The 1,622-nt window shown below is 44.3% G+C and carries 2 protein-coding genes; both read right to left on the bottom strand.

The genetic code is table 11. The features are described from left to right. Window positions 1–178: 178 nt before the first annotated feature. Window positions 179–955 (bottom strand): DUF6816 family protein, encoded by a 777-nt coding sequence (locus QUB44_RS30800; protein ID WP_333373702.1) that lies wholly within the window; start codon window positions 953–955, stop codon window positions 179–181. Between the two features lie 239 nt (window positions 956–1,194). Beyond that, window positions 1,195–1,539 (bottom strand): heme utilization protein HuvX, encoded by a 345-nt coding sequence (locus tag QUB44_RS30795; protein WP_333373699.1) that lies wholly within the window; start codon window positions 1,537–1,539, stop codon window positions 1,195–1,197. Between the last annotated feature and the right edge of the window lie 83 nt (window positions 1,540–1,622).

Raw genomic sequence — 1,622 nt, 5'->3', positions numbered from 1 at the left:
ATGATTGCTGTATTTGGTTGTCAATGTTCGGATGATGTTTATATTATTACGCCTATCGTTAAGGTTTGTAAAGGGGTGTAGCGACAGTTAAACTGATGACTGTGATTAGGAAAGCTGATGAAAGGAGAGAGAGGGGCAAAAAAAGCCGATCGCTAGACCGATCGAGATGACAATGTAATTATGTCCGCACCAACTCCAACCGATATCGGTACAAAGCCACAGGATGCCCGCCAGCAGCAAAATAATCCGGGTCTTGCGGCGACAAATAAATCGCTGTCACCTGATCGGCCTCAATTCTTTTATCCGCAGAATCGCCATTTTTCCCGCCTCCAACAACTCGATAAGCCGTTGTTGTCTCCACCTCATTTAAATAAATATCAGACTCTCCCCGAAAAATCTGCTGAGAAATCTCTGTAGACACAAACTCCCGAGGATTCGGCGTCTCAGTTCCCCGACTGGTAACAATCGAAATTAATTGGCGTTCCCCTTTCAAAACAGTAATTTGGCGGTTGGGATTGGTCGGATCGACTTTCACCGAAAGTACGCCACGATCGCCTAAATAAGCCTTGGCAATGTTCAAACCGTTAAAAGTGCGATCGGCTACAATCTTTTGAGCCTTTTTAAAGGTATAATTATAAATTAACCCAAGATTTTTTTCAGGTTGAAAGCGCACTTTAAATAATATCGGCTGCTGCAAATACTGGCGGTTGCTTTCAAATCCTGGCGTGACAATATTTGGCGCTAAAGGAGCGGCTAAATCTACCAAAGTGCTAGAAACATTCCAATTCCCCGCCATCCAGTCTGGATATACCAAATCTCCCTTAGCTACAGCGATAGGAGGCTTGCTTTCCCAATTGGGAAAACTTGATATGCGATCGCCCAAAACCCCCGCTCTCGCAACGCCACCCCACAGCAGTATCGCCAAAACCAGACAAAAACTCCAAATTCCCTTCATACCCAATTACATTCAAACAACTAACTTTCTCTTTCTCTCTTCTTGGCGTTCTCTGCGACCTCTGCGGTTCATTAATTCAAAAATTAGACAACTAATCAGTTAAACATCATATTTTATACCATTTTCCTAAACAGGCAAGATGCCTGTTGCACAAAAATAAATGTTCTGCTTGTGGGGAGTAGGGGTTGGGCATCCTACCCGCCCCCTATCTGCAATTTAAAGGTGGAAAAACCTAAGTTTTAAAGCGCCTCAACAGGTGCGGGTTCCCAAACTTCCCCGTATTTTTCCTTCAATTCATGCCAATTTTCCACCTGTCCTGGTTCGTATTCCCCCGGCTTTCCCCACTGCAAAAACGCGCTCAAAGCAGCCTCATTTTGTTCGTCGAGAAAACGGATTGCATAAGTAGTGAAATTGCCTCTTTTCGCCTCACCCGTTTCAAACTTCACCTGTTTAATTTTGTCCATATTTAGGTGAAACTCAAATATTTCGGCGTGCATATTGGCATATTTACCCTTCGGCAACTCCGCATAAAACAGCTTGTGAATTGAACCGCGCACTTCCAGCACCGCCGCGCTGCTAGTCACGATTAAACGCAGGGCTATTTCGTTCTAGACAGTAGGCAGGGTTTAGGTTTAGAGTTTAGAAGTCGGATTCACCCTAACTTATG

The organism is Microcoleus sp. AT3-D2 (assembly GCF_036705715.1).
In the GTDB taxonomy this organism is placed as follows: domain Bacteria; phylum Cyanobacteriota; class Cyanobacteriia; order Cyanobacteriales; family Microcoleaceae; genus Microcoleus.
Note: the sequence above shows the minus strand (reverse complement) of the source record. Positions and strands in the feature narration are given on the sequence as shown.